This is a genomic window from Streptomyces cadmiisoli (assembly GCF_003261055.1).
Taxonomy (GTDB): Bacteria; Actinomycetota; Actinomycetes; order Streptomycetales; family Streptomycetaceae; genus Streptomyces; species Streptomyces cadmiisoli.
This window is the reverse complement of the sequence record NZ_CP030073.1, coordinates 4,719,821-4,736,869: the sequence shown is the minus strand read 5'-3', so window position 1 is coordinate 4,736,869 and position 17,049 is coordinate 4,719,821. Positions and strand designations below refer to the sequence as shown.

19 protein-coding genes and 3 tRNA genes are annotated in these 17,049 nt (G+C 71.8%); 15 read left to right on the top strand and 7 right to left on the bottom strand.

The window, feature by feature from the left end; all coding sequences use genetic code 11:
• Positions 1–45: 45 nt before the first annotated feature.
• The 8 genes from DN051_RS20435 (at position 46) to DN051_RS20400 (ending at position 5,250) form a co-directional block, all read left to right on the top strand.
• Positions 46–582, top strand: a complete 537-nt coding sequence (locus DN051_RS20435; RefSeq protein WP_112439245.1) for a tRNA adenosine deaminase-associated protein — start codon at positions 46–48, stop codon at positions 580–582.
• A gap of 56 nt (positions 583–638) precedes the next feature.
• Positions 639–1,070, top strand: coding sequence for a tRNA adenosine(34) deaminase TadA (gene tadA, locus DN051_RS20430; protein ID WP_199314626.1), 432 nt, complete (start codon positions 639–641; stop codon positions 1,068–1,070).
• Positions 1,071–1,115: 45 nt separating this feature from the next.
• Positions 1,116–1,200: transfer RNA gene (locus DN051_RS20425), tRNA-Ser, on the top strand.
• Between the two features lie 155 nt (positions 1,201–1,355).
• The gene (locus DN051_RS20420; RefSeq protein ID WP_053759391.1) at positions 1,356–1,535 is read left to right on the top strand and encodes a hypothetical protein; all 180 of its coding nucleotides are present in this window, start codon (positions 1,356–1,358) and stop codon (positions 1,533–1,535) included.
• The gene (locus DN051_RS20415) at positions 1,532–1,825 is read left to right on the top strand and encodes a Dabb family protein (protein ID WP_053759390.1); all 294 of its coding nucleotides are present in this window, start codon (positions 1,532–1,534) and stop codon (positions 1,823–1,825) included. The genes DN051_RS20420 and DN051_RS20415 overlap by 4 nt, the downstream gene beginning before the upstream one ends.
• A gap of 131 nt (positions 1,826–1,956) precedes the next feature.
• Positions 1,957–2,814: an RNA polymerase sigma factor SigF gene (locus DN051_RS20410; protein WP_112439244.1), complete on the top strand. Its 858-nt coding sequence runs from the start codon at positions 1,957–1,959 to the stop codon at positions 2,812–2,814.
• Positions 2,815–3,474: 660 nt separating this feature from the next.
• Complete coding sequence (locus DN051_RS20405; RefSeq protein ID WP_053759388.1) at positions 3,475–4,419, top strand: RNA polymerase sigma factor SigF; 945 nt, start codon at positions 3,475–3,477, stop codon at positions 4,417–4,419.
• Positions 4,420–4,458: 39 nt separating this feature from the next.
• Complete coding sequence (locus tag DN051_RS20400; RefSeq protein ID WP_053759387.1) at positions 4,459–5,250, top strand: hypothetical protein; 792 nt, start codon at positions 4,459–4,461, stop codon at positions 5,248–5,250.
• A gap of 1 nt (position 5,251) precedes the next feature.
• Here DN051_RS20400 and DN051_RS20395 read toward each other — a convergent pair whose 3' ends face one another.
• Positions 5,252–5,446 (bottom strand): hypothetical protein, encoded by a 195-nt coding sequence (locus DN051_RS20395; RefSeq protein WP_053759386.1) that lies wholly within the window; start codon positions 5,444–5,446, stop codon positions 5,252–5,254.
• Between the two features lie 246 nt (positions 5,447–5,692).
• Between DN051_RS20395 and DN051_RS20390 the strand changes: the two genes are divergently transcribed.
• From DN051_RS20390 to DN051_RS20380, 3 genes are all read left to right on the top strand, one after another.
• Positions 5,693–6,184, top strand: a complete 492-nt coding sequence (locus DN051_RS20390) for a MarR family winged helix-turn-helix transcriptional regulator (RefSeq protein WP_053759385.1) — start codon at positions 5,693–5,695, stop codon at positions 6,182–6,184.
• A gap of 96 nt (positions 6,185–6,280) precedes the next feature.
• Positions 6,281–8,725, top strand: a complete 2,445-nt coding sequence (locus DN051_RS20385) for an MFS transporter (RefSeq protein WP_053759429.1) — start codon at positions 6,281–6,283, stop codon at positions 8,723–8,725.
• A 96-nt stretch (positions 8,726–8,821) separates the two neighbouring features.
• On the top strand, positions 8,822–9,646 hold the full coding sequence (locus tag DN051_RS20380; RefSeq protein WP_112439242.1) for a YceI family protein: 825 nt from the start codon (positions 8,822–8,824) through the stop codon (positions 9,644–9,646).
• Here the strand turns inward: DN051_RS20380 and DN051_RS20375 are convergent.
• Together DN051_RS20375 and DN051_RS20370 are read right to left on the bottom strand one after the other, a co-directional pair.
• Positions 9,626–10,336, bottom strand: a complete 711-nt coding sequence (locus DN051_RS20375; RefSeq protein WP_053759383.1) for a GAF and ANTAR domain-containing protein — start codon at positions 10,334–10,336, stop codon at positions 9,626–9,628. The two genes, DN051_RS20380 and DN051_RS20375, sit on opposite strands and share 21 nt — an antisense overlap.
• Before the next feature lie 89 nt (positions 10,337–10,425).
• Positions 10,426–11,169, bottom strand: coding sequence for an ANTAR domain-containing protein (locus DN051_RS20370; RefSeq protein ID WP_053759382.1), 744 nt, complete (start codon positions 11,167–11,169; stop codon positions 10,426–10,428).
• Positions 11,170–11,428: 259 nt separating this feature from the next.
• Here DN051_RS20370 and DN051_RS46575 point away from each other — a divergent pair, with 259 nt between their 5' ends.
• Positions 11,429–11,797 (top strand): STAS domain-containing protein, encoded by a 369-nt coding sequence (locus DN051_RS46575; RefSeq protein ID WP_053759381.1) that lies wholly within the window; start codon positions 11,429–11,431, stop codon positions 11,795–11,797.
• Between the two features lie 326 nt (positions 11,798–12,123).
• Positions 12,124–12,594 (top strand): PPOX class F420-dependent oxidoreductase, encoded by a 471-nt coding sequence (locus tag DN051_RS20360; protein WP_053759380.1) that lies wholly within the window; start codon positions 12,124–12,126, stop codon positions 12,592–12,594.
• A gap of 74 nt (positions 12,595–12,668) precedes the next feature.
• Here DN051_RS20360 and DN051_RS20355 read toward each other — a convergent pair whose 3' ends face one another.
• Together DN051_RS20355 and DN051_RS20350 are read right to left on the bottom strand one after the other, a co-directional pair.
• Positions 12,669–13,409 carry a response regulator transcription factor gene (locus tag DN051_RS20355; protein WP_063797306.1) on the bottom strand — a complete coding sequence of 247 codons (741 nt, stop codon included), beginning with the start codon at positions 13,407–13,409 and terminating at the stop codon, positions 12,669–12,671.
• Between the two features lie 198 nt (positions 13,410–13,607).
• Entirely contained in the window at positions 13,608–14,483 is an 876-nt protein-coding gene (locus DN051_RS20350) for a DUF2797 domain-containing protein (RefSeq protein WP_112439241.1), read from the bottom strand.
• Between the two features lie 241 nt (positions 14,484–14,724).
• Between DN051_RS20350 and DN051_RS20345 the strand changes: the two genes are divergently transcribed.
• A complete protein-coding gene (locus DN051_RS20345) occupies positions 14,725–15,345 on the top strand; it encodes an RNA polymerase sigma factor (RefSeq protein WP_053759377.1) in 621 nt (206 codons plus the stop codon).
• Positions 15,342–16,409, top strand: a complete 1,068-nt coding sequence (locus tag DN051_RS20340; RefSeq protein ID WP_112439240.1) for a CU044_5270 family protein — start codon at positions 15,342–15,344, stop codon at positions 16,407–16,409. Before DN051_RS20345 ends, DN051_RS20340 begins: the two co-directional genes overlap by 4 nt.
• A 136-nt stretch (positions 16,410–16,545) precedes the next feature.
• On the opposite strand, the gene DN051_RS20335 is transcribed toward DN051_RS20340, so the two are convergent.
• A tRNA-Arg gene (locus DN051_RS20335) sits at positions 16,546–16,618 on the bottom strand.
• Positions 16,619–16,809: 191 nt separating this feature from the next.
• Positions 16,810–16,900 (bottom strand) — tRNA-Ser (locus DN051_RS20330).
• Between the last annotated feature and the right edge of the window lie 149 nt (positions 16,901–17,049).

The window sequence follows — 17,049 nt, the reverse complement described above, 5'->3', positions numbered from 1 at the left end:
GGGGGACCCCCAACCGGCACGCCTATGACCAGTGGGAGAGTCACGGTGTACTTCGCCGCACTGCTCGCGCGCACCGAAGACGGGTGGGATGCGAGCGACACAGAGCTCGACGATGTGGAGACCCTGTCGGATCTGGCCGACCTGGCCCGGGAAGCCTCTCCCGACGACGACACGGTGCTCGTGCTGATCGAACAGGAGGACGCCTGGTTCGGCGTCGTCCGCATCGACGGCGAGGAGGACCCCCGCATCTACGTCTCCGACGCCGCCGCGGCTGCCCGCAGCAGTTACGGCGAGATCCTGCTCACCGACGAACTGCTCGGCCGGGAGCCCGGCGACGACGACGACCTGGACTCCCTGGACCTCGACGGCACCGAGGACGGCGAGGACGGCGAGAGCGACGACGACGAGGGCTCCGGGGAAGGCGGCTCCGCCGAGGCCGTGCCGCACGGCCCCGTCGGCGACACCGCCATCCTCGACGACCTGGGCGTCGGCGAGAAGGAGCTGCTGTCCCTGTCGGACGACGCCCTGGGCGAGATCGCCGAGGCCCTGGGCGCCTCCGACGTCCTGGAGACCGTCCGCTGACCCCGCCCGGCACCGCGGGCCTCCCGGACCCCGTCCGCGATCCCTGGCGGCCCGCGATGGGGCTCGCCCTGACCGCGGCGGAACGGGCCCTCGCCCACGGGGACGTCCCCGTGGGCGCGGTCGTCCTGTCCGCGGACGGCACGACCGTGCTCGCCACCGGGCACAACGAACGCGAGGCCACCGGTGATCCGACGGCGCACGCCGAGGTCCTCGCGATTCGGCGCGCCGCCGCCGCGCTCGGCCGGTGGCGGCTGACCGACTGCACCCTGGTGGTCACCCTGGAGCCGTGCACCATGTGCGCGGGCGCGATCGTGCAGTCCCGCGTCGACCGCGTCGTGTACGGCGCGCGGGACGAGAAGGCGGGCGCGGCCGGCTCGCTCTGGGACGTCGTGCGCGACCGGCGGCTCAATCACCGGCCCGAAGTGATCGAGGGCGTGCGCGCCGAGGAGTGCGCCCGGCTGCTCACCGACTTCTTCCGGGACCGCTGAATTCCGATTTCTGAGCACGCCCCAACGTGCTGTAAGGTCTCCCTCGGTAGCGTGTCCGAGCGGCCGAAGGAGCTCGCCTCGAAAGCGAGTGTGGCGCAAGTCACCGAGGGTTCAAATCCCTCCGCTACCGCTTGAATGAGGGCCCCGTCGAGAGACGGGGCCCTCACTGCTTCCCCGGGCATGATCCGGGGCGGCGAGCCGATGGTCGTCAAATACGACGTGAAGTTACACTCACCGCCGGCAACAGGGGTCCCGCAAGGCACATCAGGCACAGGGGAGGCCGCGGTGGCGGTGAATTCGAAGAAGATCGCCGTCTATGTGCTCGTGGTCTTCGCGCTCTACGTGATCATCACCGACCCGGCCAAGGCCGCCGACTACGTCCAGATAGGGTTCGAGGGCATATCGGACGCAGCCAAGGCCATCGGCGACTTCATGACCTGGGTGGCCAACGGAGGAGACTCATGATCCGCCACCTGGTCCTGTTCAAGCTCGACGAGGGCGTCGAGCGCGACGACCCGCGCGTCGAGCGGGGCGTCGAGGCCTTCCGGGCGCTCGGCGACCAGATCCCGGAGCTGCGCTTCTGGGAACTCGGCTGGAACATCAGCGACCGGGCCATCGCCCAGGACTTCGCGATCAACTCGGCCGTCGACGACCGGGACGCCCTCGGGCGCTATCTGGAGCACCCGGCGCATCAGGCGGGGGTGGCGCTGTGGCGCGAGTTCGCCACCTGGGTGGTCGTGGACTACGAGTACTAGACCCGCCCTCTCCGGAGCCCTTCGTCGCCCGACGGAGGGCTTTTCCATGCCTTATGCCCCAACTTGCCCTCAACACGGCGTAATGCGGTGCTTGCACACAGTGCACATGTCTTGTGATGCTATGACCGCTTTTGACGAATGAGTTGACGGACCATGAGGTGGAGTTGACCGTGTCGGCCAGTACTGCGCCTCAAGCGCCGCCTCAGGAAGCTGCGCCGCCGCGCAGCAGGGGCGCCGACACCCGGGCCCTCACCCAGGTCCTGTTCGGCGAGCTGAAGACGCTGGAGCCAGGCACCACGGAGCACACCCGGGTGCGCGGGGCGCTCATCGAGGCCAACCTCCCCCTCGTGCGCTACGCGGCGGCCCGCTTCCGCTCCCGCAACGAGCCGATGGAGGACGTCGTCCAGGTCGGCACGATCGGGCTCATCAACGCCATCGACCGCTTCGACCCGGACCGGGGCGTGCAGTTCCCGACGTTCGCGATGCCGACGGTCGTCGGCGAGATCAAGCGGTACTTCCGGGACAACGTCCGCACCGTCCACGTGCCCCGCCGGCTGCACGAGCTGTGGGTCCAGGTCAACAGCGCCACCGAGGACCTGACCACCGCCTTCGGCCGCTCCCCGACGACCGCGGAGATCGCCGAGCGGCTGCGCATCACGGAGGACGAGGTGCTGTCCTGCATCGAGGCCGGACGGTCGTACCACGCCACCTCGCTGGAGGCGGCCCAGGAGGGCGACGGGCTGCCCGGCCTGCTCGACCGGCTCGGCTACGAGGACCCCGCCCTCGACGGGGTCGAGCACCGCGACCTGGTCCGGCACCTGCTCGTCCAGCTTCCGGAACGCGAACAGCGGATCCTGCTGCTGCGCTACTACAGCAATCTGACGCAGTCGCAGATCAGTGCCGAGCTCGGCGTCTCCCAGATGCACGTCTCCCGGCTGCTCGCGCGCAGCTTCCAGCGCCTGCGGTCGGCGAACCGGATCGACGCGTGAGTGCGGAAACGGATCTCCACATCGCTCCGCAGCCGACCTTCGCGCCACCCCGGACCCGATCCCCGGGTCACTCCCGCAGCCGACCTCCACGCCATACCTGAGCCGATCTCCGCGCCACCCCGGACCCGGCCTCCGCGCCACCCCGAGGCCGACCTCCGCGCCACCCCGAGGCCGACCTCCACAGCGCTCCGTGGCCCGTCCCCGCGCCACCCGGGACCCCATCTCCGCGCCACCCCGGACCCGGCGTCCGCGCCACCCCGTGGCCGACCTCCACAGCGCTCCGTGGCCCATCTCCGCGCCACCCGGGACCCCATCTCCGCGCCACCCCGGACTCGATCTCCACAGCCCCCGGACCCGATCTCCACAGCGCCCCGGATCGAACCGGCGCACAACCGAAAGCGGGATCGAGTCGTAACCGGCACGAGCGAATCGTTCACCAGCGGTGATGGCGCGAAAATCGGGCCGAGGAACCGTCAGACCCCCTTCTTCCAGGGCGGATCCGTATCTCACGTGTCGACATGTCTCTACAGCGTGTTGCCGACATGTGACATTCTGCGGGAAGTGCGTTTGCCGGTGCCCCTGCTCCGGTATTCAGGTGAAGGCTGACGTTCCTCGACCGGAACGCCCGCCGCGACCGTCCCGCGACCCAAAGGGGGTGGCATGTCCGCAGACCAGGGCAGCTCGAAGGTGCTGACGCTCACTAAGGGCGAGGCAGCGCCGGAGGCTCTCGACGTGCTCGACGCCATCGACGCTCTCCATGACGTGTCGGCCCTCGCGGCCGCGCCGGCCCCGGCCACGCCCGCCCCGGCCTCACCGGACCCGCAGGCTCCGGAAACCTCGGAGGCCATCGACACCCGCACCCTGTCCCGCTCCCTGTTCCTGCGGCTCGCCGCCCTCGACGCGGACTCCCCGGAGCGTGCCTACGTCCGGGACACCCTGATCGAGCTCAACCTCCCCCTCGTCCGGTACGCGGCAGCCCGCTTCCGCTCCCGCAACGAGCCGATGGAGGACATCGTCCAGGTCGGCACGATCGGGCTGATCAAGGCGATCGACCGGTTCGACTGCGAACGGGGCGTGGAGTTCCCGACGTTCGCGATGCCCACGGTGGTCGGCGAGATCAAGCGGTTCTTCCGGGACACGTCCTGGTCGGTGCGCGTGCCGCGCCGCCTCCAGGAACTGCGCCTGGCCCTGACGAAGGCCAGCGACGAGCTGTCCCAGAAGCTGGACCGCTCCCCGACGGTCACCGAACTCGCCACCGTGCTCGGTGTCTCGGAGGAGGACGTCGTCGACGGCCTCGCCGTCGGCAACGCGTACACGGCGTCCTCGCTGGACTCCCCGGCCCCCGAGGACGACGGCGGCGAGGGCTCGCTGGCCGACCGCCTCGGCTACGAGGACACGGCACTGGAGGGCGTGGAGTACCGCGAGTCCCTCAAGCCGCTGCTGGCCAAGCTTCCGCCCCGCGAGCGGCGGATCATCATGCTGCGCTTCTTCGCCAACATGACCCAGTCGCAGATCGGCGAGGAGGTCGGCATCTCCCAGATGCACGTCTCCCGGCTCCTCACCCGGACCCTGGCCCAGCTCCGTGAGGGGCTCATCTCCGACTGAGCACTTCCTATTTGACGGAGCGTCAGCCACTATGGCGCGATGCTTCCAGCGACCTGGACATCTGGCCGTCGAGGCGCCGTGATCGGTGCGTCGGCGGCCGTCGTCTGCCTCGGAGCGGTCCTCACCGGATTCGGCGGCGGGGACGGCGGGGGCGGATACGTCGCGGTCGGCGCCGGTGGCGGCCCGTCCGGGCGCGCTCAGGCGGGTCCGACGGGGGACGTGCGGCTGGTCCCGCTCGACGGAACGGCCGAACCGGACAGGGACGGAACCGCCGCCGAGGGCGCGGGTTCAGGCCGGTCGTCGACGGAGACAGGGCCCGGTTCGGATCCGACGGGCGACCCGGACGGCGCGACCGGACCGGACGGCGGCGACGGATCGGACGGTGCGGGCTCCGCGGCCGCGAGCGGCGGCCGGGCGGACGCGCCGGGCGCCGACGCCCCCTCGGGCGAGGGTGCGCGCCCCGGACCCGCGGCGGGGAGTCCGCGGCCCTCGACGCCCTCCCCCACTCCGGCGGCACCCCCGGGTCCGGCGGTGCTGAGTGTCGGCGCGCCCGAACGGGAGCCCACCGACCGGCGCTGGTGCGAGAAGGTCACCCTCGCCTTTCACAACACCGGCGCGAGCGCGGTGCGTTCGGGCACGGTGACCTTCGGGACGCATGTGATCGGCGCGCTCGGGATCGACTGGGCGACCCTGGAGTCCGAGGTGGCGCTTCCGGCGCCGATCGGGGCCGGCGCCCGGAAGGAAGGGACCTGGACGGTGTGCGTCGACGCCTGGCGCGTGCCGCTCGGCATGCACATCGAGACGCGCGACGTCGACGTCCGGTGGAAGTGAGCTACTTCAGCGCCAGCCAGACGACCGCGGCGACCACCACGACGGCGGCCGCGATGCCGAGGATGAGGCCGATGCGCGGACCCGCCGGGGCGGCGGCCTGCTGCCGGGCCTGGGGCTCCTCGTCGACGAACGCGCGGAACATCTGGGTGCTGCCTGCGGGGTCGTGGTTGCCCTGCGGGTTCTGGGTGTTGGCCATGCGCCCAGACCCTAGCGAATATGCCGGGGCTGCCCAAGTGCGGGTTCCCGGTGGGCCTCGGCCCCTCCGCCGCCGGTCATCCCGGCCGGGGGGTGTGCGCACCACCCCTCACCCACCCCACCGGGCCCTTTACACCCGCCAATAGTTGCCTTTGCCAAGTTTTTATGTCGGGTACACCCCTTTTAGTTTGCCTGCGGCAACCAACTGTTCCTATGGTTGCTCTAAGCAACAAACTCGGGAGACGTCATGGCCGGACAGGGGCAGTACGAGGAGCTGGCCCGCCAGCTCAGCGGCATCGCCGCCGTGAAGCGTGAGCTGGCCCGGACCCTGCCGACGGACTGCCCGGCCGGTTCGGCCGCCGTACTGACCCTGCTCGACCGGCACGGCGACATGCGTATCGGCCGGCTCGGCGAGCTGCTGGCCGTGGACATGTCGGTCACCAGCCGCCATGTCGCGCACGCCGCCGAGCGCGGCTGGATCGAGCGCTCCCCCGACCCGGCGGACAAGCGCTCGCGCATCCTGCGCCTGACGCCGGTCGGCCGCGCCAGGCTCGACGAGCTGTCCCGGCGCGCCACCGACCTGCTGGCCGAGCGGCTCGGGGACTGGAGCGACGAGGAGGTCGGTCAGCTCGCGCGGCTGATGTCCCGGCTCCGCACGAGTTTCGGCGACTGCCGGTCCACCCACCGGACAGCGCCTCCCGTACCCGAGGCGACCACCCGTACGCCCGCGAACACGTAAGAGAAAAGGAAGCCCATGGCAACGACCACACCAGCCGGTGTGCGGGCCCACGCCAAGCACGGAGGAGGCGCGCACGGTTCCGCCGACGGCGCGCCGATGACGCACCGGCAGATCATGGAGGCACTGACCGGGCTGCTGCTCGGCATGTTCGTCGCGATCCTCTCGTCGACGATCGTCTCCAACGCCCTGCCGGACATCATCCAGGACCTGGGCGGCGGCCAGAGCGCCTACACCTGGGTGGTGACCGCGTCGCTGCTGGCGATGACCGCGTCCACCCCGCTGTGGGGCAAGCTGGCCGACCTCTTCTCCAAGAAGCTGCTGATCCAGCTGGCGCTGGTGGTCTTCGTACTGGGCTCGGCCGCTGCCGGACTGTCGCAGAACGCGGCGACCCTGATCACCTTCCGCGCCGTCCAGGGCATCGGTATGGGCGGTCTGTCCTCGCTGGCGCAGATCATCCTCGCGGCGATGATCTCGCCGCGCGAGCGCGGCCGCTACAACGGCTACCTCGGCGCCACGTTCGCGACCGCGATGGTGGGCGGCCCGCTGATCGGCGGTGTCATCACCGACACCGACTGGCTGGGCTGGCGCTGGTGCTTCTACGTCGGCGTGCCGTTCGCGGTGATAGCCCTGTTCGTGCTCCAGCGCACCCTGCACCTGCCGGTGGTCAAGCGGCGCGTCAAGGTCGACTGGGCGGGCGCGCTGTTCATCACGGCCGCGGTCTGCCTGCTGCTGGTCTGGGTGACCTTCGCGGGCGACAAGTACGACTGGGTGTCCTGGCAGTCGTACGCGATGGTCGGCGGCACGGTCGCGCTGCTGCTGGTCTTCGTACTGGTCGAGTCGAAGGCGTCCCAGCCGATCATCCCGATGCGGCTGTTCCGCAACCGCACCATCACGCTGGCCTCGCTCGCCTCCCTGTTCGTCGGTATCGCGATGTTCGCCGGCACCATCTTCTTCAGCCAGTACTTCCAGCTGGCCCGCGACGAGTCGCCGACCATGTCCGGCATCCTGACCATCCCGCTGATCGGCGGCCTGTTCGTCTCGTCCACCGTCTCCGGCCAGGTCATCACCCGCACCGGACGCTGGAAGGCGTGGCTGCTCGCCGGCGGTGTGCTGGTGACGGCGGGCCTCGGCCTGCTCGGCATGATCCGGTACGACACGGCCTACTGGCACGTCGCCGTCTACATGGCCATGCTGGGCCTCGGCGTCGGCATGATGATGCAGAACCTGGTGCTGGCCACGCAGAACCAGGTGGCGCCGGGCGACCTGGGCGTCGCGAGTTCGGTGGTGAACTTCTTCCGTTCCCTGGGCGGCGCGGTGGGTGTCTCCGCGCTGGGCGCCGTGATGACCCACCGGATCGCGGACTACGTCGAGGACGGTGCCGCCGCCCTGCCGCGCAAGTACGCCTCCGCGCTCGCCGAGTCGGGCTCCTCCAGCGGCAGCATCCCCGACCTGGACGCCCTGCCCGGCCCGCTGCGCACCCTCCTGGAGAGCGCCTACGGCCACGCGATCGCCGACGTCTTCCTCTACGCCGCGCCCGTCGCGCTGCTGGCGCTGCTGTGCTCCCTGTTCATCAAGGAGGTCCCGCTGAAGACGAAGGCCGCGCTGGCGCAGACCACCGAATCCGCCACGCCAGACCCGGACTTCGCGGCCGGGACCGGCACGCCGGTCGAGGAGAAGGTCCCGGCCGTCGCCGCCGCCGTGCCGCAGGCCGGTCCCGAGGGCACCCAGCGGCTCGCGGCGGTGGCCTCGGCCGCGGCCGGTCCGGCCACCACCGGCGGCATCGGGGTCCCGGTCCGCGGGCACGTCCGCGACGCCGAGAGCGCCCCCGTCCCGCAGGCGGCGGTCACGCTGATCTCCCTGTCGGGCCGCCAGCTGGGCCGGTCGGTCGCCCAGGCCGACGGCTCGTACACGCTGGACGCGCCGGGCACCGGTTCGTACGTCCTGATCGCCGCCGCCGACGGGTTCCAGCCGCAGGCGGCCACGATCGTGGTGAACGGCGAGCCGCTGGCGTACGACATCCTGCTCTCGGGCACCAGCGGGCTGACCGGTGTGGTGCGAGCCGCCGGCAGCGCGCTGCCGGTGAAGGACGCGATGGTCGTCGTCACCGATGTGCGCGGCGATCTGCTGGCCGCCCGGACCACCGGCGAATTCGGCGAGTTCGGCTTCTCGGAGCTGGTGCCGGGGCCGGTGACGGTCGCGGTGAACGCCGCCGGGTACCGGCCGCGGGCGCTGCCCGTCGAGGTGGGCGGCACGGGCGTGACCCGGGTCGAGGTCGACCTGGACGCGGGTGCCCGGCTGCTCGGCGTCGTACGGGCCCCGCACGGGCCGCTGGCCGACGCGCGGGTGACGCTGGTGGACGCGGCGGGCAACGTCGTGGGCACCGCGACGACCGGGACGGACGGGGCCTACGCCTTCACCGACCTGGACGGCGGCGAGTACACGGTCATCGCGACCGGCTACCCGCCGGTGGCGACGGCCCTGACGGTCACCGGCCCCGGCGTCGACGGCCACGACATCGCACTCGGCCACCCCGGCGAGTAGTTCCCGAAAAGCCCCGGTCCGCGGTGGGGGCGCGCTCTGAGCGGAGGTGCGCCCCGCCGCGGACCGGTTCCATTTGCGGCAAGGAGTTTGAAGGACATGGGACTGACCGCGAGGATCCGTACCCGCGACGGATGGGCCGTGTCGCACGCGGTCGTCACGGTGATGGACGCGAGGGGCGTCCAGGTGCTGCGGGCCGAGGCGGACGGCGAGGGCGCGGTCCGGGACCCGGCACCGCTGGTGCCGGGGGCGTACACCGCCGTCGTGACCGCGGTCGGATACGGGCCCGCGGCGGCCGGCGCGATCGTCACCGCGAGCGGACGCGCCGAACTGGGCACGGTGACGCTGGGCCGGCAGGACGGGGCGGAGCTGCCCGCGCCGGGGCCGTGGACCATCGACCCGGCGCACTCCAGCGTGGCGGCCGTCGCCCAGCACCTGGGGATCTCCAGCGTGCACGGCCGGTTCACGGATTTCGCCGGCACCATCGAGATCGCCCCGGACGACATCACCAAGTCCCGGGTGGAGGCGGTCATCCGGGCCTCCTCCATCAGCACCGGCAACGACGTGCGCGACCGGCACCTGCGGTCCGCGGACTTCCTGGACGTGGAGCGCTGCCCGGACATCACCTACCGGTCCACCGGACTGACGGCCGCGGGCGCCGACCGCTGGACGGTGCACGGCGAACTCGCGCTGCGCGGCATCGTCCGGCCGGTGGACCTCGACCTCACCCGGCTCGGCACCGGCGCCGATCCGTGGGGCGGCACCCGGGCCGCGTTCCGGGCCACGACGGAGCTGCGGCGCGAGGACTTCGCCATGCACTACAACCAGGTGGTGCGGGCGGGCATCGCCGCCGTCGGGGCGACACTGAAGGTGGAACTGGACGTGCAGGCGGTGCGGGGCGAGTCACTGCCGGCGGCCGGCTGACCCGCCGCCCCGCGCGACGCCCGCCACCAGTTCGGTGCACAGGTCCCGCAGTTTGACGTTGCGTTTCTGGGAGACGCGGCGCAGCCGGGCCAGGGCGGCGTGGGCGTCGACACGCTCCTGCGCCATCAGGATGCCGATCGCCTGGTCGATGACGCTGCGGGAGAGCAGCGCGGTGCGCACATCGCCGGCCGAGGTGCGCTCGTGCTCGATGCGCAGCGCGATGTCGATCGCGTCCCGCGCGCGCGAGGCGAACTCCCGGGCGGCGTCGCGGCTGCCGCCCAGCGCGCCGGGTCCGGTGCCGTAGAAGTTGAGCGCGGCACCGCTGCGCCCGCCGGTCGTCCGCAGCGGCAACGCCAGCACGCTGCGGACGCCGACGGACAGCGCGTACGACCGGTACTCCGGCCAGCGGTCCTCCGTGACCAGGTCGGCCGCGTACTGTTCGACGCCGGTGTCGGCTGCCTCCACACAAGGGCCCGAGCCGTTCTCGTACTGGCGCTGGTCGAGCCCGCTGGGCAGACCCCGGCTCCCGGCCAGGGTGAGCAGGCGTTCCGCACGGCGGACGGTGACGCTGCACGCGGCGACCCCGGGCACCGCCTCGACCGCACGGTCGGTCAGGTCGCGCAGCAGGGTGTCGAGGCCGGTGCTGCGCGACATCGCCTTGTCCAGCGTCTCGGGCGTCTCAGGTCTCATGAAGGTACGGGTATCCCGGAAACGCCCTCGCAAAAGGGAGGTTCAGGGCCTCGGGGTGGTGCGGCGAGGCGCGCCGGGGCGGCCGGTCGTCACCGCGGGGGATGCGCCTCGACGAGGCGCCGGGCGAGATCGCGCAGCTTGATGTTCTCCCGCTGCGAGGCCCTGACCAGGCTCTCGAAGGCCTCCGCCGCGTCGATGTCGAGGCGTTCCATGAGGATGCCGGTGGCCTGGCCGATCAGGTCGCGGGTGTGCATGGCCTGGGTCAGCTGCTCGCGCACGGTCGCCGAGTCGAGGGCGATGCTGACGTGCGCGGTGAACAGGCGGCCGATCCGGGTGGCGTCGTCGCCGAAGGCCCGCGGCTTGCGGGCGTAGGCGGTGAGCACGGTCAGGCTGCGCCGGTCCGCGCGCAGTCTGAGGGCGAGCGCGGAGCGCAGGCCGAAGGCGGCCGGGACGGCGGCGCCCGCCTCGGCGTCACCGTCCGCGAGATGGACGACGGGCGCGTTCCACAGCCGGGTCCAGTACGGGGGCCGGGAGCCGTCCGCGTGAGCGTCGTCCCGGTCGTCGCGCGGGCTCTCGGCGGCACGCACCACCTCGTCGGACCAGGCGACGGTGCGGCGCAGGTCGCCGCGCTCTATGACGGAGATGGCGGCGTGCTCGGCGCCGGGCAGCAGGTGCACGGCCAACCGGACCGCGGTGTCCAGGGTGTTGGCGGGACTGATCGTCTCGTGCAGTTGCTGAGCCGCCGCCGTCAGGGCTTCGGCCAGCTCGAAACCAACCGGGAAACGGGGCAAACCAGAAAACTCGGACGCAGTCACCACGAACCTCTTCGGCATGCACGGCCAAAGACCGCGCGCAGGAGAGCTCCGCAGCACATTCCCGACTGCGAGCACAGGACGAGCAGCCACTTTAGCTGCTCGGTTGCATCGGGGTGACGCCCGCCGACGGTCTTTCCGGACACCTTTGAACTCGACTTCGGGCGTGGTGGAATGGGGTCGACGGGTCAGAAAGCGGCCTGCTCGGGAGGCGGACCCCGAACTCCGGACGTCCGTCCCCGTACGCCGTGTGCCGTCCGCCGTCTGCCAGGTGAGTGCCGTGATCCACTTCCCGAGTCCCTGCTGGGTACGAGACCTGCCCGGCTGCATCCTGTTCTCCCTGCCCTGCGAGATCGACCTCAGCAACGCCACGGCCCTGTACGCGGCCGTCACCTCCACCGCCGACGCCCGTGCCGCCGAAGCCCGCGCCGACCGGCTGCGGCTGATGGTGCTGGACCTGACGAGGACCCCCTTCATGGACTCCCAGGGCGCCCGGCTCGTCGAGGACGTCCGCCGGTATCTGGCCCCGCACATCGGACTGCGGATCGTGGCGGTGCCCTTCGGGCTGCCCGGCCGGGTACTGGAGGTCACCGGGGTACGGCGCGACGTGCCGGTCTACGACGACCTGGCGGAGGCCCTGGCGGCGTGACGGCCGGGGAGGCGGATGCGGTGAGGCCGTGACGGCCGGGGGAGGCGGATGCACTCAGGGCATGACGGCCCGGCGGAAGGGCTGACGGTACGACGGCCCGGGGGAGACGAATGCACTCAGGCCGTGACGGCCCGGCGGAGGCGCTGACGGTACGACGGCCCGGCGGAGGCGCTGGGTACGACGGCCCCGCGGAGGCGCTGACGGTACGACGGCCCGACGACGGCGATGGCGGTGACGATGGCGGTGCGGACGTACGCACAGCGGGGTCGGGCATCCGGCGCGCGCCGCGCCCCGGGGCCTGTCCGACAAGCCCTAGGCTGCCGCTCATGGCACCGAACATCGCGACCAACACCCGCGTGTCCCTGGACGAGCTGCTGGACTTCGTACGCCCCAGGCACCGCGCCATCCTGTTCACCCGGCGGGCCGACGGCAGCCCGCAGGCCTCCCCGCTGACCTGCGGCGTCGACGACTCGGGCCGGATCGTGGTCTCGACCTACCCGGAGCGCGCCAAGACGCGCAACGCCAAGCGGGACCCCCGGGTCGGCGTGCTGGTGCTGAGCGACGACTGGAACGGGCCCTGGGTCCAGATCGACGGCACCGCCGAGGTCATCGACACGCCCGACTCCGTGGAACCCCTGGTGGAGTACTACCGGAACATCGCCGGCGAGCACCCGGACTGGGCCGAGTACCGGGAGGCCATGGCCAGACAGGGCAAGTCGATCATCCGGGTCACCCCCGAGCGGTGGGGACCGGTGGCGACCGGGGGCTTCCCGGCGCGGCTGGTGGCCGACGAGTAGTCAGCCCCGGGCGACCTTCGCACCGATGCCCGCATTCACCGCCCTCATGGCGTGCCGTGAGCAGCCGTCGGGGGTCATGTGGTGGCGGGCTTGATCAGATAGCCGGCGCCGCGCCGGGTGTGGATCATCGGCTCCCGCCCGGCGTCGATCTTCCTGCGCAGGTACGAGATGTACAGCTCGACCACGTTGGCCTGCCCGCCGAAGTCGTACGACCAGACCCGGTCGAGGATCTGCGCCTTGCTGAGCACGCGCCGGGGATTGCGCATGAGGAAGCGCAGCAGCTCGAACTCGGTGGCCGTCAGATGGATGCCCTCACCGGCCCGGGTGACCTCGTGGCTGTCCTCGTCCAGGGTCAGATCGCCCACGACGAGCACGGAGTCGGACCGCCGGTCGGCGGCACCGGCGCGGCGAATCAGCCCGCGCAGCCGGGCGACGACGTCCTCGAGGCCGAACGGCTTGGTGACGTAGTCGTCACCGCCCGCCGTCAGCCCCGCGATCCGGTCCTCCAGCGCGTCCTTGGACGTCAGGAACAGCACCGGTACGTCGGGCAGCTCCCGCCGCAACCGCCCGAGGACGGCCAGCCCGTCCATGTCGGGCAGCATCATGTCGAGGACGACGGCGTCGGGCCGGAACTCCCGCGCGTTCCGGACGGCGCCCCGGCCGTCCCCCGCGCTGCGGATCTGCCAGCCCTCGTAGCGCAGTGCCATGGACAGCAGCTCGGTGACGGACTGCTCGTCGTCCACGACGAGCACGCGGACGGGACTCCCGTCCGGCCTGAGCAGTTCGGTACGCCCCTGGGGCGAGGTCGTAGTCATGGCGGCCACTGTGTCGACGTCCGGTGAGAGCGCCCTTTCCCCGGCATGTGATTTTCCTGAGAAACACACAGCCGTCTCTCAGGAACCGCTCGGGAACGCCCCCGGGAACAGAAGCGCCGGACGCGGCACCAGCGCGCGACGGCTCGACCGCGGCACGGCAACTCCCGGTCCCCCGCGCGCTCCCACGTCCGTCCCGCCTCAGAACAACCCGTCCTGCGACGCGCCTCCGCTCCTGAACTCCCGCACCGGCACGGTGGTTTCCCCGCCGCCGGCCGGCATCAGCCCCCATCCGGTCATCAGCCGCGTGTCCAGGACGACGACACCCCGCCCCGCGCACGCCAGATGCAGATCGGGCCCCGCGGCGGCCACCAACTCCCCGATCACCGCTCCACCCGCGACCAGCTCACTCACCTCCCCGACCGCGGCCGGCGCCCCCTCCAGCCCGAACAACTCCAGGTGGTCCACCGTCCGGAACGGCTCCCGGGTCAGCGATTCCGGCCAGCCGCCGAGCGCCACCGCCCGCCCGTGCAGCTCCGCGATCTCCGCGGCGCGCTCCGCCTCCGTGGGCGGCAGCGCGGCCCGCACCGCCCGCTTCTCGGCGTACGGGATCCGGTCCGGTACGCGCAGTGCCGCCCGCAGCAGCTCCTCGGCTCGCCGCGCGGCCATCAGCGGCCCGGTCCCGAGCCAGCTGAAGCACACCGCCCCCTGCTCCCGCAGCCGCGACGAACCCCGCTCGACGGCCGTGATCCCCACCTTGGCCATACCGGGCCCGAACCACGCCAGATAGACGCGATACGGCCGGGGATCGTCGGGGACCCCGTCGGCGGCCACCGAGTGCGCACGGTCCAGCCGGGCGCACTCCTCGCACCGCGCACCCGTGCCCCGGCCGGACACGGCGGTCCGCCCCGGACACGCGTGCCCCCGCGCTCCGACGCAGGTCCGCACACCCCCCTCGGCGACCTCGAAGGCCACTCGCTTCCCCCGGGTCAGCGCGCTGCCGCGCCCCCCGCTCCACACCAACTCGGGCCCTTCGGACGCCCACCGCAGCCCCGAGCACCTCCACATACGAACCATCACCCCGAAGCGTAGGACGCAGCACTGACAACGGAGCGCCGGCTCCGCCGCCGCGGTGGTCCCGCCCCCGGCTCGTCCCGACCGCCGGGGACAATGACGGCGTGGGCCGGGGCCTCGTCCTGTTCTTGCTGCGGCGGCATCTCGTCCTCCCCACCGTCGCGGCGGTGTGGCGCAGGACACGGGAACGGGGCCGGGTCGGCGGAGAGAAAACAGTGTGAGTCATACAGAACCCAGTGAGTCGTTGCGGGCGCGAGTACGGGCAGGGGACCGTGCGGCGTTCGCGGACCTGTACGACCAGAACGCTCGCGCGGTCTACACCCATGCCCTGCGGCTGACCGGCAACTGGTCCGAGGCCGAGGAAGTGATGTCGGAGACCTTCCTCGGCGCCTGGCGTACCCGGGAGACGGTGGATCCGGAGGGCGGTTCACTCACACCGTGGCTGCTCGGTATCGCGACGCACAAGGCGCACAACGCCAACCGCGGTCTGCGCCGGCGGCTCGCCTTCCTGGCCCGCAGCCCGGAGCCCCGTTCGGTGGAGGACTTCGCGGACGAGACGGCCGGCCGGATCGACGACACCCGCCGCCTCGCGTCGGTCCACGCGGCCCTGCGTCGGCTGAACCGCCCGGACCGTGAGGTGATCGCCCTGTGCGTGGGTGCCGGACTGGACTACCGGCAGGCCGCCGAGGCACTGGGCATCCCGGTCGGCACCGTGAGGTCCCGGCTCTCGCGCGCCCGGGCGCGACTGGCCCGGTACAGCGCCGGTCCAGCGGCTCGCGAGGACGCGGAACCGCGTGGTCGTCGCGGAGAGAAAGAGAGTGAGGCCGCGATCGCGGCCCTGTTCCTGCGGGAGGAAACCCGATGAACGCCGACAACCCGCGCGCCGGCTCCGCCCGGAGCGAGGCGGAAGAACTGCTGGCAGCCTCGGCCGACTGGGACCTCTCGCCGAGCCGCCGTCTTCACCACAAGGACCTTCTGATGCAGCAGATCGACCTCGACCACAGCGCCGCCGACGCGACGTCGCCCGCTCCCTCCCGCCGCTGGCTGCCCCGCCTGGCCCTGGTGTTGCCCGCCACGTCACTGGCCCTGGCCGGTGCCCTGGTCGTCACGTTCTCCGCCGGTGAGCACGGCTCCGCCCCCGCGGCCGGGTCCACCGCCTCCGCACCGGCCCGGGCGACCAAGGCGTCCGTCACCCTCGGCCGGATCGCCGCCGCGGCCATGAAGACGGACGCGACGCCGGTGAGGGAGGACCAGTTCGTGTACGTCGAGCGCCTGGCGCGCGTGAACAAGGGCGCCCTCGGCGGTCCGGTGGTGCTCGGCGCCGCGCACAAGGAAGAGATCTGGATGGCTCAGAAGCCCGGCCGCGTCACCACGACCGGCTGGCTCCGCTCGAGCGGCAAGGACGCCGTGATGCCTGGTCAGCTGGGCCCCATCACGTCCGCCTCGCCCGTGGGCCCCGGACTGTGGTACCCCACCTACGCGTGGCTGGCCTCGCTGCCCACCGACCCCGAGGCGCTGCTCGAGCTGCTCTACTCCCAGACCACGGTGGAAAAGGGCGATTCGAAGGACGAGGCGGTCTTCAGGACGATCGGCGAGCTGCTGGGCAGTGTGATCATGCCGCCCGCGACCGCCTCCGCCCTGTACAAGGCCGTCGCCAGGATTCCCGGCGTCACCTGGATCCCCGACGCCGTCGACGCGGCGGGGCGCCACGGCATCGGCATCACCCACGAGGACCCCGGTTCCGCGACCCGCACCGTGTTGATCTTCGACAAGGAGACGCTCGCCTACACCGGCTCGCAGGGGTACCTCGTCAGCGACGGGACCGAGGCCGGGGGGACCACGGGCGACGTGCTGTTCGGCATCGACGCCGTCATGAAGCGCGGGGTCGTCGACCGGCACGGCGAGGTGCCCGCGAAGACCGCCGGCTGAATCCGGCCCGCGGGCGGGGGCGGCCTCCGGGCCCGGATCGCCCGCGGGGTGCCGGTGGAAGTACCACGCCGTCAGGCCGCGTCCACGGCAAAAGCCGGAAGCCCTGTGGATCACTCCACAGGGCTTCCGGTCACTGTGCACTCGGCAGGATTCGAACCTGCAACCTTCTGATCCGTAGTCAGATGCTCTATCCGTTAAGCTACGAGTGCTTGTCTTTGTTCTGTTTTCCCCGCCGTTCCCGGCCCTTTCGGCCCGCTCGCGGCGACAGGAAGAACATTACATGACTGCCGCCGCCATGTGAAATCCGTTAGCCATACCCCTTGCGACCTGCACAAACTCATCCATCGAGGCCCGGAAACGACGAAGCCCCGGTCGATGGACCGGGGCTTCGGCGATCAAGCGGAGGCGGAGGGATTTGAACCCTCGATGGGCTTTAAGGCCCAAACCGCATTAGCAGTGCGGCGCCATAGACCGGACTAGGCGACGCCTCCAGCACAACCCCTCGCGCGAGCGCGAAAGGTGCGTGCAGATGATGACACAGTCGAGCGTGCTGTCACCAATCGCCCCCCACGGTACTAGGCAGGCGGCCCGCAGAGCAAAGGGCCCCGCGGGCGGCGGGCCGGGGCCGCAACATCCGGGG